This is a genomic window from Acidimicrobiales bacterium, assembly GCA_041394245.1.
Classification (GTDB): domain Bacteria; phylum Actinomycetota; class Acidimicrobiia; order Acidimicrobiales; family Aldehydirespiratoraceae; genus JAJRXC01.
On record JAWKIR010000004.1, the window covers coordinates 1 to 22,839 of the forward strand.

Consider the following 22,839-nt stretch of genomic DNA (forward strand, 5'->3'; position numbering starts at 1 on the left):
TTCGCGGTGAGCTGTTCGTCGCCTTCGATGAGCGGGTCGCTGTCCAGCTCCTTGCGGGTGAGCCGGAGCATCGCTCCACCCGGGGAGACGACGGAGCAGACGTAGCCGTCTCGACCCAGCGCGAAGTACTTGAGCTCGCTCATTCTGCCGGGTGCCTCCGCTCGCACGCTTCTGATCTCGAGTCAGCATCGCACGCTTGTGGTCAACGGTGGAGTCTGCTGGATCTGACTCGTTCTGCGTCAAAGAACATGCGCAAACCCCGACTGACGACGAGGCCTGGCAGGTGCGATCTCAGACCTTGGTGACCTGCAACCCGGCGACGTTCGGGAAGTCGTCGTCCTGCGTCACGACCGGCACGTCGAGCGCGAGCGCGGTTGCGGCGATCCACGAGTCGTTGACCGGCATGCGCTGACCGCTGTCACGCAGCTGCACCCGCAGGCGCGCCCACGCAGCGGCAACGTCGTCGTCGACAGGGACGGGCTCGAGCCGGAGCGCCGCGGTGAGGGTGGTCAACCGGCGGTCGCGAGTCTCCACGGACTCGGCGGCCAGGACGCCCGCTCGCAGTTCGCCGATCGTGATGATCGACACCGCCAGCTCGTCCGGCAGCGCCTCGACGTCCAGCGGCCTGCCGCCCTCACGGGCGATGAAGACCGAGGTGTCGGCGAGTCCGCGGCTCACAGCGGCGGGAGTTCGTCGGTCATCTCGCCGGCGAGATCGGCGAGGTCTTCGGCGAGCCCGGGATCGGCCTGATGTTCCAAGATGGTCGCAGCGAACTCGGACCGGGCGAGCCAGCGCGGCCGGTGACCGATCGGCGCCAGCACCGCCTTCGGTCGGCCGTCGACCGTGATCGTGATCGTCTCGCCCGCCTCGACGCGATCGAGCAGCGATCGTGTCGAGTTTCGCAGCTCCCGAGAGGCAACGTCAGACATGCGACAATCGTAGCGAATGTGCGACAGCGCACCAAGGGCTACTTTCATCCCCGGAGCTGACCGAGCACACTCGCGAGAAGCATCGACCGGACCGCGCTGCGTATCCTGGCCGACGAGACGACGCCGGACGGGCCGGCTCCGGGGGGATCGCGATGCTGACATGGCAGATCGGTGACGTCACCGTCACTCGGGTCGTAGAGCTGGAGATCCCGGTGCCGTACCACCCGGAAGGGGCGTTGCTCGCCGATGCGACTCCCCAGGCCCTGGCCGAGATCCCGTGGCTGTCGCCGCACTTCGTCACCGAGGACGGGGCGCTGCGGCTGTCGATCCACGCGCTGGTGGTGAACGCGCCGGGTCTCAACCTCATCGTCGACACGTGTGTCGGCAACGACAAGCCGCGGGCGCTGCTCGGGGGCAGCGCGCTCCAGACGGAGTTCCTCCGCAGTCTCGAGGAGGCCGGCTGCCCACCGGACACGGTCGATGCGGTCGTGTGCACCCACCTGCACGTCGATCATGTGGGCTGGAACACGATGCTCGTCGACGGCGAGTGGGTGCCGACGTTTCCCAACGCCCGCTATCTGATCGGTCGTCGCGAGTTCGATCACTGGACCAGCGAGGGCGACGACGATCAGCAGGCGATCCTCGGCGACTCCGTCCAGCCGATCTTCGATGCCGGCCTCGCCACCTTCGTGGAGATGAACCACCGGATCAGCGACGAGATCAGCCTCACCCCGACCCCGGGTCACACCCCCGGCCACGTGAGCGTGAGCATCGAGTCGAGGGGCGAGCGGGCGCTGATCACGGGCGACGTGATGCACCACCCCTGCCAGTTCGCTCGCCCCCACTGGTCGCCCTCGTTCGACTCCGACCCCGTGGCCGGCGCCCACATGCGCCGCGCCGTCATGGAGCATGTCGCCGACGCGCCGGTGCTCGTGATCGGCACCCACTTCGCCGCGCCCACCGCCGGCCGGGTCCTGCGCGACGGCGACGCGTTCCGCCTCGACATCGGCTGATCCACCACGCTCGACCTCGCGGCGCTCGTTCTTCGAGCGGGACGAGTCGTCGTGCCACTCGCCCGGCTCCGTCGATCTGGGTAGCGTCGACGTGTGCGCGCAACTCTCACGTTCACCGAGCCGGGCCATGTCATGCCCGACGCCGAGCGTTCCGGACTCCTGCGAGCCGACTTCGCGGCCGAGGACGGCACCGGAGATGTCCGCGGCTGCGAACTCACCGACCTGTCGGCGCCCGGCACGACGGAGCCGGGACTGGAGGCCGCGGGGTTCGAGACGATCGACCTCGAGGCCAACACGGCGCTGCAACGCGCGCTCGACGATGTCCGCCGGCGTGACCGGTTGACCGGCGACGCCGAGGCGGCCATCCGACAGAGCCTGACCGGCATGGAGGTGGCGCTGGCGAACGGCACCCGCCTGCGCATCGACCTCGTCGTCGACGACGGCTTGTTCTACCGCCGATCCGGGCCTGCCTGGACCGACGTGAATCCGGGCGGGATCGACGGTGTCAACGGTCACGGTGGTGCCAAGTACGTCCACGGTGATCAGGACGTCTACGGCACACCGCTGCGCCAGCTGATGCACGGCACCGCCCCGGACACCTTCCGTCATGTCACCCCCGACGGCCGCAACGACGATGCCACCACGTTCCTGCTCAACCTGTGGATTCCGATCCACGCGCCGGTGCAACCCCTCGCGCTGATGGATCAGCGCACCGTCGACGGCGTGCGCCACCAGCTGCGGTTCGGTCTCCCCGTCGACGGCTTCCTCGAACGCGACGAGGACGCGGAGATCAACGACATCTGGCGCTTCCTGTACCACCCGGACCAGCAATGGTTCGCGCGGACCGACATGGACTCCCGCCAGGGCTACCTGTTCAACACGCTCGGCACCGGTCACGGTGCCGCGTGCCTGGCCGGCGAGGACGCACTCGCCCCGCTCTTCCTGGCGTTGTCCGAGGCCGTCGGCGCGATCGAATCCGGCGACACCGACCCGACGATGGCCACCATCGACGTGTCGACGCCGGAGCCACCTGGCGACGCGTCCGGTGCGATCCGCGACGCATGGAAGCGGTTGACGCGGCAGGTCGACGCGGCGAACGCCATCATCGCCGGTTCCGGCTCCGATGCCCTTTGGGACGAGTGGCGCATCCAGACCCGCGAGGCGCTCGACTCGGTCGTGCGACGCTCGGTCGAGCTCCGCCTCGTCGCCTCGGTCATCGACGACGACTAGGGACCACGCGTGGGCCCACTCGATCGGGGTGACGGCGGCGCATCGTCGCGCTGGGCGCCGCGGGTCAGGCGGTCTCGAAGCTCCCCAGCCCGTAGTCGCCGGCGATTGTCGTGCGGTGCATGCAGCGGGGATGCTCGGGCGGCATGCCCGATACCGAGTGCAGCACCCGCCAGTTGTCCCAGATCACCATGTCGGTCGGCTCCCACTCGTGGAAGTAGCTGAGATCGCGGGCGGCGGCGACGATCTCGTCGCACACCTCGTGCAGGAGCGCGGCACCGTCGGCCGGGGAACGCCCGGCGATGCCCTTCGCCATCCACGGGGAGACGTGGAGCACCTTCTCGCCGGACGCCCGGGTCCACACGGCGGGATGCAGGGCCAGCGGCCGATCGGCGTATTCGTCCATCACGTTCTGGGCCTGGGCCGCCGGTCGGACCTCCTCGAACCCGTCGGGTCGTCCGAACTCGAGGTTGTCGAGGATGACGTCCATCGCATAGCGGACCGTCTCGCCCTCGATCCGGTCGCGCACCTCGGGCGAAATGGCGTCGTACAGGGCGATGCCGTCGACGAAGCCGGTGCGACCCCCCTCCGGCGGGATCTCGACGGCCCGCAGCACGCCGGCCCGGTTGAGCTCGTTGTTGTAGCAGTGGTCGAAGTGCCACGGCAGCCACTGCGACAGCATCTCGCCGCCCATCCGCACCATGCCGCCCTGCTCGGGGTTGTGGCGGATCTCGATCACGCCGAGGAGGTCGTCGCCGTCGCCGACCCGGGGAGTGGCCTTGCTCGGGTGGTCCTTGAGTGGCCCGAACACCGTGCTGAGGGCGACCTGCATCGCCGACGTGGGCTCGACATCCTCGAAGATCAGCACCCCGCGCTCCTCGAAGAGGGCGTTGAGCTCCGCCCGGAGCGCGTCGTCGGCGAGACCTTCGGGGGTGATGCCACCCACGCGGGCGCCGAGATCGAGGCCCTCGCGGGCCGGCTGGATGCTGAGGGTGGTCATGATCCTGCTCCGATCGTGCGGTCCGACCATTCGATGAGCTGCGGCACGAGGAGCGGCCAGCGCACGAAGAGCGAGCCGGTCTCCTCCACCGCGGCACGGCGTTCGTTCCATTCCTCGTCGCCCCACGGCGGTTCGGCGAGTTCAGCGCCGGGGAGTCCGACGGCCAGCGCCTCCGATGTCGCCCGGGTGTGCGACATGTCCGATGCCCCGCTGCGGAACACGAGGATCGGTGCGGCCAGGGCGGCGACGTCGTCATCGGACAGACCGGGGACGAGCGTGTCCTCGCACGGGCAGTAGGCGAGCATCCAACGATCGATCACGTCCATGAACTCCTGGCGATCCATCGCCAGGAACCGGTCCCGGTTGGCCGGGTTCTTCGCGATGACCTCCTGCCACTGGTCGAGCTCGACCACCGCCTCCATGCCGCCGTGCCACGCGGCATCGGCCGAGGGCATGCAGTAGTAGTTCGCCAGCTGGATCAGGCCCGGTGCGCCGCCGCTGATCCACAGCATCGCGAGGCCGGCGGTGACATCGGGATTGCGGGCCGCGGCGATGAGCGACACGCGGGCACCGCCGGAGCCACCGACCATCACGGTCGGGCCGAGATCGAGATGGCGCAACAGGGCGCCCAATGCCTCGGCCTGGACCTCCGACTCCGATGCCCCCCGGAACACGACCGACGATGCCCCGCAGTTGGGCCGGTCCCACGTGAGCACCTGTTTGCCGTGGTCGACCAGCGTCTGCGCCATCTCCGGAAGGCCGCCGACCTCCTTGGTGAAGCGACCCCCGGGCGTGAGTACCCACGGCTGTCCCTCGCCCACGAGCTCGTAGGCGATCTCCATCCCGTCCAAGTCCGCGATCGGCATGTGACGACCCCTTTCGTCGAAACCCGTTTCTAACACTCGCGTCAGGTCCCGTCACGGCCGACCGCGCGGGTGATGGGTCAGCCGAGCTCGGCGGACAAGGCCGTGAGAACGTCGGCAGCGACGGCGGCGCCCGCGTCGGCGTCCATCCGTTGCTCGAGCTCCTCCGCACTGTCCGCGAGGCCACCGGCCGACATGAAGTCGGGTGTGACCATCACCGTGATCAGGTTGGTGCCGTCGTGAGTGATGGCCCGGTAGGAGTTGGCGGTGGCCTGACCGTCGTCTTGATCGACGAAGCTGCGGAAGTAGATCGCCAGCACGGTTCGTCCGGCGAGCTCGACCGGGCCGATCTCCTCGACGAGGTCGGGGTTGTCGATGTGGAGACGCGGCAGCAGGCTGCGGGCGTTCTCGCGGCGCTGCTCGTCGATCTCGGCGTTGAGGTCGGTGCAGCTGAACGGGTCGCACGCCTGGAAGGTGACCAACGCCGACAGCGCCACCGGCCCGGCGGGGACGTCCTCGAGGTACTGCACGGTCGCGTTGCCGAACTCGGAGACGTTGGGGTTCTGGAGCGTGTAGCCGTCGACCTCGAGGGTCACGAGCCGTTCGAGGTCGACGTCGGTCCAGGCCGTACCGCCTGCGTCGCTGCCGTCGCTCTCGCCCGCCGGTTCCCCGGTGTCGATGGTGTCGCCGTCATCGCCGCACGCACCGAGCGCGAAGCCGCCGACGGCGAGCATCGCGACGAGCCAGGTGAACGTGGACTTCTTCCGCTGCTTGTCTGCCATCGCACGAAAGTAGTCCGGACCATGGCGGGTTCGGCCGATGTCACCGGGTGTTCGACGCGGTCCGGCTAGCCCGATCGTCGGGCGTCGGTCGGCTCGAGCTGCTCGGTCTGGCCGAGCTGCTCGGTCTGGTCCAGTGGGCGCGTGCCACGGAGCCGCTCGTAGGGGCACACGATGTAGCAGAACTCCACCAGCCGACGCATCACGGTGGGTGAGATGTCGTCGAACACGGTGCCGAGCTGGAACTCGTCGCCTTCGGGTCGGCACAGCACGACCCGGGCCCGGAGCTCGGCATCGAAGGGCGCACCCATCGCGTCGCACAGTCGGGTGGTGAGGGTCACTTCCGTTCCCGGCTCGATGGCCGCCGCGACGACCACACGGGCGCCACGCGTGGAGATGTCGAGCAGGCGGCCCGCCGTCGACAGGGGGGCGACGCGCAGCGCGCCGGACTCGATCGTGATGATCTCGGCCGGTTCGTGACACGGGAAGCGGAACTCGCTTCGTCGCTGGCGTCGCCGCGCCACCAGCCGCAGGGTCCGAGCGACGCGTCGCAGCTCGATGACGGCGAGTACCGGCACGATCGACGAGGCGATGCCGGGCAGCGAGGGCAACACGTCCGGTCCGAAGAGCCCGATGATCCGAAGGATCACCCCGAGCGTGAGCGCGCCGGCCACGGCCATGACGACCTTGAGACGACGCAGGTTCGCCAGGCCGGCATCGTCGGTCCCGCTCTTCGGCGTCACCTTGAAGGCGGTCTTCGCCGGCCTGACCGCGCAGCGCAGCGCCCGGCCGTAGACCTCGGCCGTGCAGAGCTCGAAGTGGGTCGAGTCGGCGATCTTCATGAACCCCCGGGAGAGCGCGGACGCGGCCAACAGGGACAGCACGACCGAGGGGAACCAGAACACGGCTAGCGGCAGCAACGATGCCCGCAGCGGGAGCGCCCCCGTCCACAGTGTGCCGACCAGGATCAGCAGCGACAGCACCCGGACCGGACCGGCGGCATACGACGTGAGCGACGCGAAGAACGACAGCCGCTGCTTGGCGGTGAGCTCCGACGCCCGCAGCGGCGACTCCGGGGTCGTGAACACGGCGAGGTTGCCGCGGGCCCAGCGATCGCGCTGCAGCAGGTAGCCGTCGAGGTCGTGCGGGCCGAGCCCCTGCACGAGCACCTCGTTGTGGTACTTCGTCGTCCAACCCTTGCGGTGCATCTTGATCGTCGTGTGGAAGTCCTCCGCGATGGTCTCGACCGCCACGCCCCCCACCTCGACCAGCGCCTCACGGCGGATCAGTGTGGCCGATCCGCACCAGAACGCTGCGCCGTGGCGGTCCTTGCCCGGGCAGATGACGTCGTAGAAGATCGATTGTTCGTGACGCCCCACGGCGTAGTGCTGGGCCGAGTCCTGGTTGTAGAAGTCGTGCGGGGTCTGCACGAGCGCCAGGTTCGGATCGTCCATGTAGCCGACGACGGCGCTGAGCGCGTCGGGCATCGGGACGTGATCGGCATCGAGGATGAACAGCAACTCGCTGCCGGTGCAGCCCAGCGCATGGTTGATGTTGCCGGCCTTGGCGTGGCTGTTGTCGGGGCGGGTGAGCCAGATCGCACCCATCTCCTCGGCGAGCTGTTGCATCTCGGGGCGACGCCCGTCGTCGAGCAGGTACGTCGTGTGTGGGTAGTCGAGGGCGGCGCAGCCGGCGAGTGTGGTGCGCAGCAAGTCGACACTCTCGTCGTAGGTGCACACGAGCACGTCGACCGAATGATCCGCCGACACCGGCGGCCGGATGCATGCCGGGCGTTCCCACCCGAAGAACGTCAGGGTGAACAGCGACCAGAACCCGAACATCTCGGCGACGAGAAGGGGAAGCCACAACCACCACACGGTGCCCTCGCCGCTCCAGCCGACCCGCCAGGTCAGGTACACCGCCGTCCACAGCAGTGCCCCGACCGCGACGGCCTTGATCGCCCGCGGGTGATCGCACCACCAGGCCCCGAGACGGGTCTGTGTCGGGCCGGGATGGGTCTGAGGTTCGCTCGCGTTGTAGCGCTCCGGCGCGCCCAGCACGCGGTCCACCACGTCGAACGGACGCGGCATCCGGCGGCGCCGAGGCGCAAAGGGCGGTCCGTCCGCAGGCGCGTCGAGAACGTTCGTCACGGGGGGAAGCATCGGCAGCCCGACCGCGAATACGACAGCGCGGCCCGGGGCTGTCGGTCGCGGTAGCGTGGCGATCGCGGACGAGGGGAGTCAGCCATGGGGATACGGCGGGTCGTGACCGGCCACGACGACAAGGGCGCGGCGGTCTTCGCGAGCGATGAGATCGTCGAACCCATCACCTCGGACCTCGTGCCGGGGATGGAGTTCTTCCGGCTGTGGGGCAGCGACGAGACCTGCCGCTTCCCTGACGACGGCTCGCCGCCCTCGGCGGTGCAGTACTTCCCGCCGGTCGGTGGCTTCCGTTTCGGCCTGTTCAACGTGCCGCCCGACGCGACGGCGATGCTCGCGGATCTCGATCTCGGGGCCGCCTTCGCCGAGGCCGAGGTCAAGTTGCCGGGTCTGCTCGAGCACATGGAGCCCGACAACCCGGGCATGCACACCACGGCGACGGTGGACTACGAGTTCGTCGTCTCGGGCCGTGTCATCCTCGAGCTCGACGACGGGGCGACCCGCGAGCTCGGCCCCGGCGACACCGTGGTGCAGAACGGCACCCGCCACGCGTGGCGCAACCCGTTCGACGAGCCCTGTGTACTCGTGGTCGTGCTCATCGGCGCACACCACGACGCGACGGGCTGACCCGAGCACCTAACGTCGACGCATGGACTTCGACATCCCCGCCGACATCGAGGATCTCCTGCGCCGGCTCGACGAGTTCATCGCCGACGAGATCACGCCGCTCGAACGGGAGAACGACAACATCCGGTTCTTCGATCATCGTCGGGAGGACAGCCGCACCGACTGGGACCGCGACGGCTGGCCCAACGCCGAGTGGGAGGCGCTGCTCGGCGAGATGCGGCGGCGGGCCGATGCCGCCGGGTTCCTGCGCTACCACCTGCCCGAGCGCTTCGGCGGCCAGGACGGCACGAACCTGGCCATGGCGATCATCCGTGAACACCTCGCCGCCAAGGGCCTCGGTCTCCACAACGACCTCCAGAACGAGGCGTCGATCGTCGGCAACTTCCCGACGGTGCTGATGATGGAGAAGTACGGCTCACCGGCGCAGCAGGAGTACTGGATTCCCCGGATGCTGGCGGGTGAGGCCCGCATCGGGTTCGGACTCACCGAACCGATGTACGGCACCGATGCCACGCGGATGGAGACGACCGCCCATCGCGACGGCGACGAGTGGGTCATCAACGGCGCGAAGCGCTGGAACACCGGCCTCCATTCGGCCACCCACGACTACATCTTCGCCCGCACCTCGGGGGAGCCCGGCGAGGCCGGCGGCATCTCGAACTTCATCGTCCCGGTCGACACGCCGGGCTTCAACGTCGAGTTCATGTGGTGGACCTACAACATGCCGACCGACCACGCCGAGGTGACCCTGACCGACGTGCGGGTGAGCGATGCCGACATGCTCGGACCCGAGGGCCACGGCCTGGCCACCGCCCAGCTCTTCGTGCACGAGAACCGCATCCGCCAGGCCGCCTCCAGCCTCGGCGCCGCCCAGTACTGCATCAACGAGGCGGTCAAGTACTCGCGCGAGCGCATCATCCACGAGAAGCCGCTGTCGGCCAACCAGGCGATCCAGTTCCCGCTCGTCGAGCTCCACACCGAAGCGGCCATGCTGCGTGAGCTCATCCGCAAGACGGCGTGGCAGATGGACCAGCTCGACGACGCAACGGAGATCTCCGACCGCGTCGCCATGTGCAACTACCGGGCCAACCGACTCGTCGGCGAGGCCGCCGACAAGGCGATCCAGGTCCACGGCGGGATCGGCTACAGCCGTCACCTGCCCTTCGAGCACATCTTCCGTCACCACCGCCGGTACCGGATCACCGAGGGCTCCGAGGAGATGCAGATGCGCCGGGTGGGGCAGTACCTGTTCGGTTTCGGGGGCGACCGCTCGATGTTCGACACCCCGTCGTTCGCGAGCCGGTTCAATCGGGTGCAACGAGGTGCGCCCGCCAGCTGGCTCGACTGACGGCCCACGGGGCGGGGGCCCCGGGCCTACGCTCGGGGCGTGGTCTCCGGTCGCCGCCTTCCGATCCTCATCCTGGCCATCCTCGCCGTGCTCCTTGCCGAGCTGCCCGTTGCCGCCCAGGTCGCCGCGCCCGCCGGGCTCTCTGTGTTGGTCACCGATCTCTCGGGTGGGCCGCTCCCTGGGGTGACGGTGGAGGCGGGAGCCGTCACGGCGACCACCGATCCGGCCGGTCGGGCGCACCTGGCGGGCGTCGGTGCCGGCGTCGTCACGGTCACCCACCCCGCGGCGGGGTCCCGATCCGTGGATTGGGACGGCACCGGGGATCGGCTCCGGATCCCGCTCGGGCGTTCCACGCTGCGGGCGCTCCACATCCCGGGCTCGTTTCCGACCCGCAGTGAGTGGGCCGATCTTCTCGCGCTGGCTGATCGCACCGCGCTCAACGCGGTGATGCTGGACCTGAAGGACGAGAGCGGCCTGGTGCACGCGGCCTGGAGCGGATCCGCGCCTGCGCCACCCGGGCTCGGTTCCTGGGACCTCGACGCGGTCGTCGACGAGGTCCACGCCCGCGGTCTCGCCGTCATCGTCCGTGTCGTCGCCTTCCAGGATCCCCGGCTCGCCGGTCTCGCACCGTCGTCGGCCGTCTTCGACAGTCGGACCGGTGGACCGTTCACCCGAGGGGGGCAGGTGTTCCTCGACCCCACCGATCCGGTACCCCGCCGCTACGTGCGTGAGCTGGCCGAAGCTGCGTGCGCGGCCGGTGTCGACGAGGTCCAGCTCGACTACATCCGATTCCCCGACGGGCTGCGGCCGGAGCTGCGGTTCGACGGCGTCGATGCCACCGACGAGGCCCAGCGGGTCGCGACGATCACCGACTACGTCGCCGAGTTGCGGTCGGGGCTTCCCGCCGGTTGTGCGTTGTCCGCCGACGTCTTCGGTTTCGTCACCTCGATCGCCGGTGACGGGGGTATCGGACAGGATCTCGACGTGCTGGCGGGCGCACTCGATGTGCTGTCGCCGATGGTCTACCCGAACCACTGGGGTCGGGGATGGTTCGGCTTCGCGGTCCCGGCCAACCATCCGGGCGAAGTGGTGACCGCGTCGATGTCCAACGCACGCGACCGCCTCGGCGATCGGGTCGGGCTTCGCCCGTGGCTTCAGGACTTCGGCGGCTACGGCCCTGGTGAGGTCCGGGCCCAGATCGATGCCGCCGATCGTCTCGGCATGGGATGGATGCTGTGGAACGCCAGTGGCCGCTATACGACCGCCGCGCTGCCCACCGACGCCGAGATGCGCACGCCGGCCGACCCGCCCGCGGCCCGAGTCCAGTGGCTCCCGCGGTCGGGCTTCTGGGACGTCACGGCAGGCCACACCTTCGCCGCCGACGTCGAATGGACGGGGTCCGAGACCATCACGCGGGGCTGCAACCCGCCGTGGCGCGACGAGTACTGCCCCGAGCGTCCGGTCACCCGGGGTGAAGCGGCGACGTTCTTGGCCCGAGCGCTCGACCTCCCGCCCGGGCCCGACCGGTTCGCCGACGACGACGGCACGACCCACGAAGCATCGATCGACGCACTCGCCGCGGCCGGGATCACCCGCGGCTGCGGCCCGGATCGTTACTGCCCCCACGACTGGCTCACCCGAGCCCAGATGGCATCCCTACTAGCGCGGGCCCTCCAACTGCCCGTGGCAACGGGGGACACCTTCCGCGACGACGACGGCTCCACTCACGAGGCCGACATCGAGCGCATCGCGGCCCCGGGGATCACGCGTGGCTGCGGTCCGGGGCGCTTCTGCCCGCTCGAACCAGTGACCAGAGGGCAGATGGCGGCGTTCCTGCACCGGGCCCTGGGCGATTGAGCGGAGGTGCGTCAGACCATCAGATGGCGGGCGGAGTAGACGGGCAGGTCGAGCTGGGTGAGCACCCCCGGCTCGGCCTCGATCACGTGGGGGATCGCGTTGAGCACGTGCATGGCGGTGGCGAGACAGCCGGCGTGGTTGTGGTCGCCCTTGCGTGACGACAGCTGGAGCTCCACCTTCAGGTCGGGCTCGCCGTCGATGAGGATGCGGTAGCCGTCGCCTTGCGGCCAATCGGGCGCATCCTGATCGCGCATACGGGTGACGTGTTCGACGACGATCCGTGGTTCGTCGCCGATCATCCCCCGGATCTCGAACCTCATGCCGGAGATCGTGCCGGCCCGGATCCTGCCGCTGGCGATCTCGATGTCCTCGTCGGCCCGGATGACCTCGTGGGTCTCGGTGATGTCGTCGAGCTCGACGCCGAGGGCGTCGGCGACCGTGGCGACCACCGGGCCCCACGCCATCGTCGTCGAACCGGGGGAGAGCAGCAGTGACTGGTGCGGCTCCGCCTTGCCGAACCCCATGATGTCGAACAGCGTCGGCGCGTTGTCCCAGGTCGCGTAGTTGATGATCTCCATCATGCGGACGCGCTCGACCTCCTTGCAGAGGGCGAGCGTGTGCACGGCGAGGCCGACATTGCCGTAGCCGGGGTCGATGCCCGACGTGTAGAACGAGGTGCCGCCCTCCTCGCATGCCGCCTGCAGCTGGTCGTGGAACCCGGCCTGGCGGGGGTTGAGCAGGGGGACGAACGAGGTGTTCACGACGTTCTTGCCGCCGGCCAGCATCCGGCAGAGGTCGTCGACCACCTCGGCCGGCCGCACGTCGGAATGGGCCATGTAGCTGACGCAGTCGGCGTCGAGGGCGAGCAGGGCGTCGGCGTCCTGCGTCGCCGTCACCCCGATCGGACCGATACCGCAGATCTCACCGGCATCGCGGCCGGCCTTGTCGTCGGAGTGCACCCACAGGCCGGCCAGCTCGAGGTCGGGATGCGCGTGGATGGCCGGCACGGCATGGACGCCGACCGTGCCGGTCGCCCATTGGATCACTCGATAGGTCATGTCGTTCCTCGTGTCGGTCGGTCGCGGAGCCGGCCGACCCGCAGTGTTGCACCTCCGGGTCGGTCAGAGGGCGGCGTAGAGCGCGTCGAAGATGCCCTCCCAGCGGGGATCGGACCTCGTCGGCCCCCACCACAGCCGGTTCATGGCGTAACCGAGCGACACGCCGGTGTCGGGGTCGACGATCCCGAGCGACCCGCCCGAGCCGTTGTGCCCGTAGGTCCGCTCGCCGGGACCGAACGGCCACTCCGGGATCGTGTGCTCGAACCCGAGCCCGAACGCGGTCGGCAACTCCATGACCAGGTCGTCGCCGCGCACGTGGCAGCGGCCGAACTCCTCGACCAGCTCGGGCGACGCCACCCGCAGCTCCGGCACCGACCCGCCGCAGGCCAGCACCGCGTAGAGGCGGTCGAGCGCTCGCGCGTTGGCGTGCATGTTGGCGGCCGGGATCTCGGCCCGGCGAAACATCGGGGTCGTGCAGTGGTTGGGATCGTTGCTGTCGGGCGGATTGCCGAACGACTTCGGTCCGAGCGACGTTTTCGGGTCCCAACGATCGAAGAACGTGCCGTCGGGTGCCATCTCCACGACCAGATCCGACGTGCGGGCGTCGTCCCCGGCCGGCAGCGGCATCAGCAGATCGACGCCGAGCGGACTGCCCAGTTCGTCGCGCACGATCTCGCCGACGGTGCGGCCGGTGGCCCGGCGCAGCACCTCACCGATCAGATGGCCGTAGGTCACCCCGTGGTATCCGTGCCCCGAGCCCGGCTCCCACCACGGCGTCTGCGCGGCGAGCGCCGTGGTCATCGCGTCCCAGTCGCTGAGGGAGCCGAACGGCATCCGCGTTCCGATGGCGGACAGGCCGGCCTCATGGGTCAGCAGCCATCGGACCGGCAGGTCGGCCTTACCCTCGGCGGCGAACTCGGGCCAGTACTCGGCAACCGGACGGTCGAGATCGACCAGGCCCTGCTCCACCGCCCACATCGTCGCGATCGCCACCACACCCTTCGTGCAGGAGAACACGCATACGAGCGACTCGCGCTGCCACGGCCGCGTTCGGGCTGCATCGAGATGACCGCCCCACAGGTCCACCACGTTGCGACCGTCGATACTCACCGCCAGCGACGCGCCGAGCTCGAGCCCCGCTTCGAAGTTGGCGGCAAACGCGTCGCGCACGGCGGCGAAGGCCGGGTCGACGGTCCCGTCGATCGGCGCGGCGGCCACGCCGTTCATCGCAGCGCCTTGGTGGCGTCGGGGTTGTGGAACTCTTTCCAGCCGCACACGAGACCGTCGCGGAAGCGGAGCACCCCGATGTAGCTGTTGCGATAGTCGTTGCCGTTGTGGGTCACCACGGCATCGCTGTGGTACTCGGCGATCAACGTGTCGGGGTCGACGAGGTCGTACACCGCGTCGACATGCTGCACGAACGACGAGAACATGGCGAACGTCTGGGTGGTGTTGGCCATCCAGGCATCGCGGCCCTCCACGGGGTTGGGCATGAACGACGGGCCGTAGGGGAGATCGAAGAGCAGGTCTTCGGTCACCAGCGCGCCCAGCGCCTCGTACTCGCCGGCCGTGATGGCATCCATGATGGCCGTGAACGTGGCCCGGTTCGCTGCTCGCCGCTGATCATCGGCGGTGTCGGTCATGGTGATCGTCTCCTGTTCGGTGAACCCGGTCGGTTCGGTGATTCGGGTCGTGGGTCATGTGCGGGCGAGCTCGCTCAAGGTGGCAATGCACTCGGCTTGCGACGCAGCCGGATCGGCGCCGACCCCGAAGGGCGACAACACCACCTCGTCGGCCCCGGCGGCGAACAGCGCGCTCACCTGATCACCGATGCGGGCGGCGTCGCCCCACACCACGGCGGCGTCGATCATGTCGTCGCTCCACCGTCGACCGTCGAGTTCCACACCCGCGGCCTCGAACATGTTCCGGTAGTAGGGCATCTGCGGATAGATGCCGAGGTCTGTGGCCGCCATCGCGTGCACCTCGTCGCGGTCGGTCGTGAGCGCGCAGGGCAGCTCGGCGATGAGCGGGGGCGGCGTGTCCCGCTCGGTGTCGTCGGCGCCGCGGGCCATGGCCGGCGCGACCACGGCGGTCAGGTACGGCGCCGGCGTGAGCCAGCACAGGGCGCCGTCGGCGTGCCCGCCCGCCACCCGGGCCATCTGGGGCCGCAGCACCGCCAGCAGCACGGGTGGCGCGGTGTCCGGCGACCCGATCCCGGCCCCTTCGACATCGAGGAAGGCCTGCACCCGGAAGCGATCGCCCTGGTGTTCGACGGCGCCGGTGTGCAACAGCGTGCGGACGACATCGAGGTACTCCCGGCTGTGCGACACCGGCCGGTCCATGTCGATGCCGTACATGCCCATGACGGGCACGTGGCTGGGGCCGACGCCGAGCCGGAAGCGGCCCGAACAGGCGGCGTTGGCGGTGGCGGCCTGTTGTGCGGCGACCACGGGATGGCGGGGCCAGCTCGGGATCACGGCGACACCGAGGGCGATCCGGCTGGTCGCCGGGCCGGCCATCGCCAGTGCCATGACGGGGTCGAACCCGAAGGCGGAGCCCAGCCACATGCCGTGGAAGCCCTGCGCCTCCGCCGCGACCGCGAGGTCACGTACCGCATCGAGGCTCCGGGTCTCGGGGAACAGCAGTGAGAGCTTCATCGCGGCAGGTTGGGGGATCCGATGGGACCGCTGAGGTACCCACCATCGACCACGAACTCACCGCCGGTGCAGTACGACGCTTCGTCGGAGAGCAGGAAGGCGACCAAGTGGGCCACCTCGGCGGGTTCGCCGACCCGACCGAGCGGCACCACGCCGCCCAACGCCTCGATGTGGTCGGTGCCGGGCGGCATGCCCCCGGCCAGCATCGGCGTGTCGATCGGTCCGGGATGGACCGAGTTGACCCGCACGTTCTTGCGAGCCAGCTCCAGCGCCGCCACCTTCGTGAGTCCCCGCAGGGCGAACTTCGACGACACGTAGCCGGCGATCCCCCACGCCCCCACGAACCCGTTGACCGACGAGACGTTGACGATGCTGCCCCCGCCGGCCGCCACGATGGCCGGCGCCACCACGTGGACGCCGGTGAACGCCCCGATCTGGTTGATCTCGATCAGGTTGCGGTAGTCGTCGACCGAGGTCTTGACGATCGGCTTGGGCTGCCCGCTCACGCCGGCGTTGTTGACGAGGCCCGTCACCGGACCGAAGGCGGCCTCGGCCGCGGCGAGCGCAGCCCGCCAATCGGCCTCGGACCGCACGTCGAGGTGCTGGTAGATGGCCGGGTCGCCGATGTCGTCGGCCACGGCCTGGCCGGCCCCGTCGTCGACGTCGGCCACCACCACCCGGGCGCCCTGGGCGGCGAGGAGGCGGACCTCGGCCGCGCCCTGACCGCCGGCCGAACCCGAGACGATCACCACCTGCCCGGCGAGTCGGTCGGACATGTCGGTCATGTGGAACTCCCTTGGTCGAAGACCGGGATCAGCTCTTCGCCGACGCGGCGAATGCTGGTCATGACCCGGTCGTGGTCGAGATGGCCGAACTGCATCAGGCACATGAGACGGTCGAACCCGACGTCTCGGTACTTCTCGATCTTGCGCCGGCACGTCTCGACGTCGCCGATGATGACCGAGTCCTGGTCGGCCAGGGCCTCGTAGGCCTCGACCGGGTCGATCGGTTGGCCGAGCACCTGGCGGTTCATGAGCCGGATGATGGGGTTGGGATCGTCGGGGTCGAGGTCGACCATGATCTTCGACTCGTCGTCGAGGGCCGCTCGCCCCCGTGAGTCGCCCGCGTTCACGTTGCCCCGGATCATGTTGGTCCAGATCTTGCGAGGTACCGCGAACACCTTCGGCGCGGCGTTGACGTACCACATGGCGGCCTCGGCGGCCCGGCTGGCGATGGCCTCGTCGATCGTCTCGGTGCAGTGCACGAAGGTGAACACCGCCCGCTGGTCGTTGGGCTCGACGCCCACGATGTCGGTGGCCTCGGCTCGGCCGGCGTCGTACTCGGCGAGCATCTCCTCGAGCACCGACACGGGCGACAGCAGCGTGGTGCTCAACACACCGAGCCCGAGCTGACCGGCCAGCCGGAAGCTGCCGGGCGACGAGACGGTCTGCCACAGGCGCGGGTGGGGGCGCTGCACCGGCTGTGGGACGAGGGTGCGGGAGGGGATGTCGAGCCGCTCCGACGACCAGCTGAACTCGGGCTCGGTCCAGGCGGTGACCATGAGCCGGGCCGCTTCCTCGAGCTCGGCCAGGGTGTGGTCGCCGTCGATCTCGAACGTCGCCCACTCGGCGCCGCCGGAGCGGGCCAGGCCGACCTCGGCCCGACCACCGGAGAGGTGGTCGAGCACGGCCACCCGCTCGGCCGCGCGCAGCGGATGGTTGATGCGGAACGGGGTGAGCACCCCGGCATGCCCCACACGGAGTCGTGAGGTTCGCATGGCGATGGCCACGTTCATCAGTTCGGGGGCGCCGGAATGCGAGAACTCCGGGGTGCAGTGGTGCTCGACCGACCACCAGCAGCCGTAGCCGAGCCGGTCGGCCAGCTCGGCCTGCTCCAGGGCGTCGGCGAAGACGCGGCTCTGGGTGGCGGTGTCGGTCGGGCCCGGTCGCTGGAGCTCGTTGAACAGGTCGACGATCATCTCAGAGCACCGCCACCGGATTGATCGGCGAACCGGTGCCGCCGGCGATGCGCAGCGGCGACACGACGAACTGGAACTCGTACCGCCCCGCCGCCGCGCAGGCATCGGCGAGGGCGTCGAGCCGGAGGTTGTCGAGCAGGTGTACCCCCATGCCCACGAGCAGGCACTGGTGCAGGGGCATCGACCACCGATGGTCGTTCGCGGGCAGCGGATCGGTCACACCGTCGGCGCCGACCACGGCCGGGTCGGCCTCGACCAACCAGGGCACGCACTCGGGGTGGAGCCCGGCGAGGCCACCCCGGTTCGGCTCCCACGGCCCGAGGGCGGACCGTCGCCGGTCGCGCCCGGTGTGCACGAGGAGGATGTCGCCCGGCTCGGTGGCCACGTTCTGTTCCGCCAGCGCGGCGTCGAGCTCGTCGGGGCCGGCGGCATCGCCGGGCTCGAGCCAGTCCACCCCGCGGTGTGCAGCGAGGTCGATCAGCACACCCCGGCCGACGAGACCGCCGAACCCGGCATCGATGCCGCCGTGGCGGGCGCCGAGGGTGGTGACCGCGGCGGCCGGGTGCCCGTTGTACATCTGGCCGTCGACGAACACGTGACAGAGGGCGTCGATGTGCGACACCGACATGCCGTGGAACGCCACGCCCACGAAGTCGAGCGACGCCTGGAGGGCATCGGGGCCGAAGGCGCCGCACACGTCGCCCCCCATGACCATGTGGTGCATGGCCGGGCTGGGGTTGTCGACTCCGGGACGCACCGCCAGATCGCGCCCGCACGACACCACGGTGCCGTCGACCACCAACCCGGCGGCCCGGCGGGTACGTTCGGCGGTGAGCAGGTTGAGCGCGCCGCGTTCGTCGGCCTCGCCGAAGCGTCCCCACCGCCGGGCCTGGGCGAACAGCTCGTCGCCGCGCTCGGCCGTGATCCGCTCGATCGACGGGTCAGCCATCCGTGGTCCTCTCGGGTAGGTGGTCGATCCGGCTGCCGAGCAGGCCGTCGGCGTATTCGATCAGCTCGACGATGTAGCCGTCGGGGTCGCGGCACGAGCAGACGTTGACGATGCCCGCCTGCTCCGCCGACTGGGGCTGCGACACGAACTCGATGCCGCGCGCCGAAAGGTCCTCGTAGGCGGCCGCGACGTTGCGGGTGCGCAGCGCGATGATGCGGGGGACGCGTTCCTCGCGTGGCCCCGCTGGTGGCGGCGCCAGCTCGGGTTCGAGCCACTGGATCAGGTCGAGTCGGGTGTGGTCGGGGCCGTCGCCGATGCCGAGCAGCGCGCCGCGGCCCTGGGCCACCGGCATGCCGAAATTGCGGGCCACCATCCGGGGCCAGACCACGTCGCGGTTGTCGCGCAGGACCCGGAAACCGAGCGTCGTGTAGAAGTCGAGCGACCGTTCGAAGTCGGTGACCTCGACGGTGAAATGGAACAACGACTGGACCTCCCAGTCGCGTCCGTCCGGCTGGTCGTCCATCACCCCACCCTCCGCTCGTGACCCGCCCAGTACCGTTCGCGCAGGGCGGATTTGAGAATCTTCCCCCCGGCATTGCGGGGGATCGCGTCGGCCACCTCGATGCTCTGCGGCGCCTTGAAACGGGCGAGGAAGACGGCACAGTGCGCCACGAGCGCATCGAGTTCGATGTCGTGTCCGGCCGCGGGCACCACCACGGCATGGACCGCCTCTCCCCACCGCTCGTGGGGGACGGCGATCACTGCGACGTCGGCCACCGCCGGGTGGGCGAGGAGCACCGACTCGACCTCGCGCGACGCCACGTTCTCCCCGCCGCTCACGATCATGTCCGCCCGCCGGTCGCAGACCGTGAGCAGGTTCTCCGCGTCCACGAATCCGAGATCGCCGGTATGGAGCCATCCGTCGGCCAGCGCGGCGGCAGTGTCGTCGGGTCGGTTCCAGTAGCCGTCCATGAGCTGGGGTCCGCGGGCCACGATCTCGCCGACCGTGCCGACCGGAACCGGGGCACCCGCGTCGTCCACGATGCGGATCTCGGTGCCGGGAAGCGGTCGCCCGCACGATGCCAACAGCTCGGGTCGCTCGGCGAGAGCGGTGCGGTGGTCGGCCTCGGTGAGATAGGTGAGTCCGGCCGACGACTCGGTCTGACCGAACCCCTGGTAGAAGTCGCAGTCGAAGACTTCCATGGCCCGGCGAAGCACGGGCTCGGCGATCGCCGAGCCGCCGTAGGCGATCGACTGGAGGTCGGGGTACTCCCGCCCGTCGACCCCGGGAACCGCCAGGCACGCCTGGATCATCGCCGGCACCAGCGTCGTGAGCGCGATCCTGTCGTGCTGCAGTGCCTCCACCACACGGGCCGGATCGAAGCCCCGGTGGATCACCAGGCAGCCGCCGCCGATCACACAGTTGAAGGCGGTGATCACCGCGGCGGCGTGGAAGAGCGGTGCCACGATCAGCCACCGATCGCCGACGTCGACACCGGTCGCCACGCCCGCGGTGACCTGGGCACAGTTCGCCAGCACCGAGCGATGCGACAGGATCACACCCTTGGGGGAGCCGGTCGTGCCGCTCGTGTACATCTGGTAGAGCGTGGCATCGGGGTTCGGGCGCGGGTGCCCCACGGGGAGCGGCTCGCCGTCGATCCACTCGTCCCACGCCACCCATCCTTCGGGAGGTACACCGACCGCCACGTGGATGGGCAGGTCGACGGAGTCCTCGACGGTCGCCGCCACCTCGGTATCGGCGATCAGTGCCCGCGCGCCGCTGTCGGCCAGAACGAACGCGATCTCCGCCGGGGCCAGTCGGGGGTTGAGCGGCACGGGCACCGCCCCGACCATCGAGGCCGCGTAGTAGACGATCGCGTGCTCGACCGAGTTGGGCCCGGCGAAGGCGAAACGGTCGCCCGGGCCCACGCCCGACCGCACGAGGGCGCCGGCCGCCCGCCGCGCCATGTCGAGCGCGGCGCCGTACGTCAGCGTGCGGTCACCGTCGACGGCGAACACGATCTCGGGTCGGGACCGGGCATGGAACTCGAAGACGTCGTGCAGCAGCACCGATCGACCTCCCCCAAGGCTCTCGACCGAGACCGGACCGTACCCTGCCGACCCGCACGCCTGCCAGCGGCACGTCCGGGCCGGTCGTGTCGATCGATCTGGGCATGAGGGCGCCGATCCTCTAGCGTCGCGGCGCGCCGCAACCGGCACCCGAGCCAGGGGAGACCTCCATGCCCATCGCCATCTCCGACGATCACCTCACCCTCGGCGAGACCGCCGCCGACCTGCTCATCGCCCGCGACTCCCGCGGCGCCAACCGGGCGCTTCTCGACGCCGCGGAGGAGACGCTGCCCGATCTGTGGAGCGAGATCGTCGGGCTGGGATGGCTCGGCCTCCACGTGCCAGAGGATCTGGGCGGCTCGGGCTACGGCCTCGAGGAGCTCGTGGTCGTCGTCGAGGAGATGGGTCGGGCGCTGACGCCCGGTCCGTTCGTGCCCAGCGTCATCGCCAGCGCCGTGCTGCTCGCGTCCGGCGACGAGAACGCCCGCCGGTTCGTCTCCGGCCTGGCCGACGGATCGGTCACCGCCGGCATCGGTCTGCGGACGGGCGTGCGGGTCGACGGCGGCACCGTCTCGGGAACCTGCGACGCCGTCCTGGGTGGTGCCCTCGCCGACGTGTTCGTGCTGGCGGCGGGAGACGACCTGGTGGTCGTGGAGAACGGCGCCGGCGTGACCGTCACCGTGCCTCCGGCCCTCGACCCCAGCCGGCGCTCGGCCCGGGTGACGCTCGACGGCGCCGACGCGACCGTCGTTCCCGGCTCCGCCGCTCACCTGGTCGACATCGCGCGGCTCGTGCTGTCGGCCGAAGCGGTCGGGGTGGCCCGGGAATGCACCCTGCTCGCCGCCGACTACGCCCGTGAACGAGAACAGTTCGGCCGCCCGATTGCGATGTTCCAGGCCGTCAAGCACCACTGCGCCAACATGTCGGTGGCAACAGAGATGGCGACCGCAGCGGTGTGGGACGCGGCGCGGGCCGCGTCGACCGGTGGCGACCAGTTCGCCTTCGCCGCGGCGGTGGCGGCCACGCTGGCCGCACCGGCCGCCGATCTCTGCGCCAACCTCAACACCCAGGTCCACGGCGGCATCGCCATCACCTGGGAGCACGACGCGCACCTCTACATGCGCCGGGCCACCACGCTGCTCCACTACCTCGATGCGGCCGGTGCCGCGGAGGACGTGACCGACCTCACCCGTCGGGGCGTCGCCCGCGCCAAGGCGATCGAGCTCCCACCCGAAGCCGAGCAGATGCGGGCCGACGTCCGCTCCTTCATCGGCGAGCTCGAGGGTTTGGGCGACGACGAGCGACGCGACCGGCTCGTCGAGTCCGGCTATCTCCTGCCCCACTGGCCCGAGCCCTACGGTCGTGCCGCCGGGGCCGTCGAGCAGCTGGTGATCGAAGAGGAGTTCACGGCGGCCGGGGTCGAGCGCCCGTCGCTCGGCATCACCGCGTGGAATATCCTCACCATCATCCAGCACGGCACCGAGGACCAGCTCGAACGCTGGGTGCTCCCCGCCCTGCGCCAGGAGGTGGTCTGGTGCCAGCTCTTCTCCGAGCCCGACGCCGGGTCCGACGCCGCCGGTGTGAAGACCAAAGCCACCCGGGTCGACGGCGGCTGGCTGGTCAACGGCCAGAAGGTGTGGACCTCCGGTGCCCACGTGGCCGGGATGGGGTTCGCGACGATCCGCACGAACCCCGACCTGCCCAAGCACGAGGGCATCACGATGATGGCCATCGATATGCACGCCGAGGGCGTGGAGGTGCGGCCGCTGAAGATGACCACGGGCAACTCCGAGTTCAACGAGGTCTTCTTCAACGACGTGTTCGTGCCCGACGACGACGTGGTCGGGCCCGTCGACGGCGGGTGGACGGTCGCCCGCGCGACCCTCGGCAACGAGAGCGTGAGCATCGGCAGTGGGACCGGCGGGGGCGCGTCGCTGTCGGCCCAGCTGATGGTGGGGTCCTTCGACGCCCACCCCGAACGGCTCGCCGGCGGTGCGGCCCGAATCGGTCGCCACCTGGCCGACAACCAGGCGATCGGCCTGCTCAACCTGCGCTCGGCCCATCGGGCCGTGGCCGGCGGCGAGCCGGGCCCCGAGGGCGCGATGACCAAGCTGGTCCTGTCGGAGATCGGTCACGAGGCGGCCGCCATCGGCACCGAGCTCGCCGGACCCGATGCTGTCTACCTCGATGGCGCCGGCTTCGCGAGCAACATGATGGTGCTGATCCACCGGGGCATGTCGATCGCCGGCGGGACGTCGGAGATCAAGCGCAACCAGATCGGCGAACGCATCCTCGGTCTGCCGAGGGATCCGCTGATCCGCTGAT

21 protein-coding genes are annotated in these 22,839 nt (G+C 70.0%); 6 read left to right on the plus strand and 15 right to left on the minus strand.

Translation table 11 applies throughout. The features are described 5' to 3' along the window. Positions 1–291 precede the first annotated feature (291 nt). Positions 292–678, minus strand: coding sequence for a type II toxin-antitoxin system VapC family toxin (locus R2707_18805; GenBank protein MEZ5247144.1), 387 nt, complete (start codon positions 676–678; stop codon positions 292–294). Then, positions 675–929 (minus strand): type II toxin-antitoxin system prevent-host-death family antitoxin, encoded by a 255-nt coding sequence (locus tag R2707_18810; protein MEZ5247145.1) that lies wholly within the window; start codon positions 927–929, stop codon positions 675–677. The genes R2707_18805 and R2707_18810 overlap by 4 nt, the downstream gene beginning before the upstream one ends. A 152-nt stretch (positions 930–1,081) precedes the next feature. On the opposite strand from R2707_18810, the gene R2707_18815 reads away from it, so the two are divergent. Further along, entirely contained in the window at positions 1,082–1,942 is an 861-nt protein-coding gene (locus tag R2707_18815) for an MBL fold metallo-hydrolase (protein ID MEZ5247146.1), read from the plus strand. Positions 1,943–2,035: 93 nt separating this feature from the next. Further along, the gene (locus R2707_18820) at positions 2,036–3,172 is read left to right on the plus strand and encodes a hypothetical protein (GenBank protein ID MEZ5247147.1); all 1,137 of its coding nucleotides are present in this window, start codon (positions 2,036–2,038) and stop codon (positions 3,170–3,172) included. 64 nt (positions 3,173–3,236) lie between these two features. Here R2707_18820 and R2707_18825 read toward each other — a convergent pair whose 3' ends face one another. The 4 genes from R2707_18825 to R2707_18840 form a co-directional block, all read right to left on the minus strand. Next, a complete protein-coding gene (locus tag R2707_18825; GenBank protein ID MEZ5247148.1) occupies positions 3,237–4,169 on the minus strand; it encodes a TauD/TfdA family dioxygenase in 933 nt (310 codons plus the stop codon). After that, positions 4,166–5,035, minus strand: coding sequence for an alpha/beta hydrolase (locus R2707_18830; GenBank protein MEZ5247149.1), 870 nt, complete (start codon positions 5,033–5,035; stop codon positions 4,166–4,168). The genes R2707_18825 and R2707_18830 overlap by 4 nt, the downstream gene beginning before the upstream one ends. Before the next feature lie 77 nt (positions 5,036–5,112). Beyond that, positions 5,113–5,814, minus strand: coding sequence for a hypothetical protein (locus tag R2707_18835; GenBank protein ID MEZ5247150.1), 702 nt, complete (start codon positions 5,812–5,814; stop codon positions 5,113–5,115). A 65-nt stretch (positions 5,815–5,879) separates the two neighbouring features. Further along, positions 5,880–7,901: a glycosyltransferase gene (locus R2707_18840; GenBank protein ID MEZ5247151.1), complete on the minus strand. Its 2,022-nt coding sequence runs from the start codon at positions 7,899–7,901 to the stop codon at positions 5,880–5,882. A 156-nt stretch (positions 7,902–8,057) separates the two neighbouring features. On the opposite strand from R2707_18840, the gene R2707_18845 reads away from it, so the two are divergent. From R2707_18845 to R2707_18855, 3 genes are read left to right on the plus strand one after another with little or no spacing between them, the layout of a single operon-like run. Further along, entirely contained in the window at positions 8,058–8,597 is a 540-nt protein-coding gene (locus tag R2707_18845) for a cupin domain-containing protein (protein MEZ5247152.1), read from the plus strand. Between the two features lie 22 nt (positions 8,598–8,619). Next, positions 8,620–9,945, plus strand: a complete 1,326-nt coding sequence (locus tag R2707_18850; GenBank protein MEZ5247153.1) for an acyl-CoA dehydrogenase — start codon at positions 8,620–8,622, stop codon at positions 9,943–9,945. Positions 9,946–9,984: 39 nt separating this feature from the next. Next, complete coding sequence (locus tag R2707_18855; GenBank protein ID MEZ5247154.1) at positions 9,985–11,802, plus strand: putative glycoside hydrolase; 1,818 nt, start codon at positions 9,985–9,987, stop codon at positions 11,800–11,802. Between the two features lie 11 nt (positions 11,803–11,813). On the opposite strand, the gene R2707_18860 is transcribed toward R2707_18855, so the two are convergent. The 9 genes from R2707_18860 to R2707_18900 all read right to left on the minus strand — a co-directional run bounded on the left by R2707_18860 (position 11,814) and on the right by R2707_18900 (position 20,514). Next, entirely contained in the window at positions 11,814–12,860 is a 1,047-nt protein-coding gene (locus R2707_18860) for a hypothetical protein (GenBank protein ID MEZ5247155.1), read from the minus strand. A gap of 63 nt (positions 12,861–12,923) precedes the next feature. Further along, positions 12,924–14,087: a serine hydrolase domain-containing protein gene (locus R2707_18865; protein MEZ5247156.1), complete on the minus strand. Its 1,164-nt coding sequence runs from the start codon at positions 14,085–14,087 to the stop codon at positions 12,924–12,926. Further along, positions 14,084–14,503: a nuclear transport factor 2 family protein gene (locus R2707_18870; protein MEZ5247157.1), complete on the minus strand. Its 420-nt coding sequence runs from the start codon at positions 14,501–14,503 to the stop codon at positions 14,084–14,086. Before R2707_18870 ends, R2707_18865 begins: the two co-directional genes overlap by 4 nt. Before the next feature lie 54 nt (positions 14,504–14,557). Then, positions 14,558–15,517, minus strand: a complete 960-nt coding sequence (locus R2707_18875; protein MEZ5247158.1) for an LLM class flavin-dependent oxidoreductase — start codon at positions 15,515–15,517, stop codon at positions 14,558–14,560. Beyond that, on the minus strand, positions 15,514–16,302 hold the full coding sequence (locus R2707_18880) for a glucose 1-dehydrogenase (GenBank protein MEZ5247159.1): 789 nt from the start codon (positions 16,300–16,302) through the stop codon (positions 15,514–15,516). The genes R2707_18875 and R2707_18880 overlap by 4 nt, the downstream gene beginning before the upstream one ends. Then, a complete protein-coding gene (locus R2707_18885) occupies positions 16,299–17,495 on the minus strand; it encodes an LLM class flavin-dependent oxidoreductase (GenBank protein ID MEZ5247160.1) in 1,197 nt (398 codons plus the stop codon). The genes R2707_18880 and R2707_18885 overlap by 4 nt, the downstream gene beginning before the upstream one ends. Before the next feature lies 1 nt (position 17,496). Then, a complete protein-coding gene (locus R2707_18890; protein ID MEZ5247161.1) occupies positions 17,497–18,444 on the minus strand; it encodes a cyclase family protein in 948 nt (315 codons plus the stop codon). Continuing rightward, positions 18,437–18,967, minus strand: coding sequence for a VOC family protein (locus tag R2707_18895; GenBank protein ID MEZ5247162.1), 531 nt, complete (start codon positions 18,965–18,967; stop codon positions 18,437–18,439). The genes R2707_18890 and R2707_18895 overlap by 8 nt, the downstream gene beginning before the upstream one ends. Further along, a complete protein-coding gene (locus tag R2707_18900) occupies positions 18,967–20,514 on the minus strand; it encodes a long-chain-fatty-acid--CoA ligase (GenBank protein MEZ5247163.1) in 1,548 nt (515 codons plus the stop codon). The genes R2707_18895 and R2707_18900 overlap by 1 nt, the downstream gene beginning before the upstream one ends. A 170-nt stretch (positions 20,515–20,684) precedes the next feature. Here R2707_18900 and R2707_18905 point away from each other — a divergent pair, with 170 nt between their 5' ends. Beyond that, positions 20,685–22,838, plus strand: a complete 2,154-nt coding sequence (locus R2707_18905; protein MEZ5247164.1) for an acyl-CoA dehydrogenase — start codon at positions 20,685–20,687, stop codon at positions 22,836–22,838. The last annotated feature ends 1 nt before the right edge of the window (position 22,839 follow it).